Source organism: Staphylococcus equorum, assembly GCF_001747895.1.
In the GTDB taxonomy this organism is placed as follows: domain Bacteria; phylum Bacillota; class Bacilli; order Staphylococcales; family Staphylococcaceae; genus Staphylococcus; species Staphylococcus equorum_A.
The window spans coordinates 1-1464 of sequence record NZ_LNNB01000032.1; the positions used below are offsets into that span (position 1 = coordinate 1).

The window sequence follows — 1464 nt, forward strand, 5'->3', positions numbered from 1 at the left end:
TTCATCTAATTCTATGTCTAATAGATTTAATATAATTATTCATAATAAACGCTGAATTATCACAAAGTAACGGAAACCAATCATCAAATCTATTTTCCATAGCATAATCTATTAAGTCTTGAATCTCATCAATATCATTTTCTTTAACAAAACTAATCATTTCTTTAATTAATTGATATCTCTCTCCAGAATTGGCAGAAAGATATATTAAAGGATCAGCACCAGCATGACCTATTATTTCACTCTTACTATACTGAAACTTATTAGGATCATCCATATGAGCAAAATAACGCACCATACCTTTCAGATCCATAACCTTTTGAGGATTTGGTGCCTTTAACCTTAAAGTAATCTCTCTAACCTGCTCATAAGACTTTTTAGAAGCAAATAATATTAATATATGCCAATGAGCCTTTTTCAGTTCTCCATTAGAATCTACATCTTTATCATGTAATGGACTTTCTATCCACGGTATATGCATCTCGTTTAAAACATCTCTCCAATTTTCAGGTGCAGATTCCGGATAAACAAAAAATGTCCAATTACGTGTTCTTGTATCTCTCTTTTCACTCATGTTATAATTACCTCACTTATAAGTATAATTTATTTCTTAGTCGCCATTTGCCCTGGCGACTATTTTTATGCCTTTTTTTGTTCATTAACCCACATTGTAATCAAAGCAGATTTACTTAAACCTGTTTCTTTAGATAAAACTTCTATTTTTTCAAAAACTTCTTGATTCAAAGTTATCATAATTCGTTTTTTTTCTTGTTTTTCAGCCATATTTTTTCACCTCAACAATTTTCTATAAATACGAATTCCCTTATAAAACAATCTAACACATTTATAACTAAAGTGTAAGAAATTTATGCATTTTTATCAAAAAACCGGGTTGAGCCTTACTCTCCGTTGATGTTTCGCGATTTATACCCTTTCAGCCTTAGAGGCGCAAGGGATACAGAGTTTTGACCTCTGACCAGTGACCAACCTAGGGGGGGTCGTAGTTGCCCCCCTAGGTTCGAAAAATCCAAAGATTAAATACAAAAACAGTAATCAAAAATGTGATTACTAAAATCCATAAATCAAATCCCAACTTCAATTAACTTGTAATTTAATTTCCTTTTGACTTCACGATATCGAAAGTAATGATTTGGATTGGTTGTTAACTTGGATTAATCCAAGTTACAACTGCACCAATCGCTACTGAAGTAGCTATCATTATTTCTTTGCTCGTCAAAAGTATTTCTCATATCACAAGTTAATTGAAGTTTTGGCAAGCGTCGTATTTGCTAGCCACTTCATTCGCTAACGCTCATTTCGTTCTGCAAATACCCTTCCTGGGATTATATCCCAGACCCTTTATTTTTGCTAACGCAAAAAGCTAGCCATTTTGGCTAGCTAATTCAAATTCATCTCCTTCTATGTCTAATAGGTTTAATATAATTATTCATAATAAACGCTGAA

2 protein-coding genes are annotated in these 1464 nt (G+C 32.3%); both read right to left on the reverse strand.

Annotated elements, in window-relative coordinates; genetic code table 11:
* Position 1: 1 nt before the first annotated feature.
* Positions 2–574: a replication protein gene (locus AST02_RS13040; protein ID WP_026260398.1), complete on the reverse strand. Its 573-nt coding sequence runs from the start codon at positions 572–574 to the stop codon at positions 2–4.
* A 65-nt stretch (positions 575–639) separates the two neighbouring features.
* Positions 640–783: a ribbon-helix-helix domain-containing protein gene (locus AST02_RS13045; protein WP_018616903.1), complete on the reverse strand. Its 144-nt coding sequence runs from the start codon at positions 781–783 to the stop codon at positions 640–642.
* Between the last annotated feature and the right edge of the window lie 681 nt (positions 784–1464).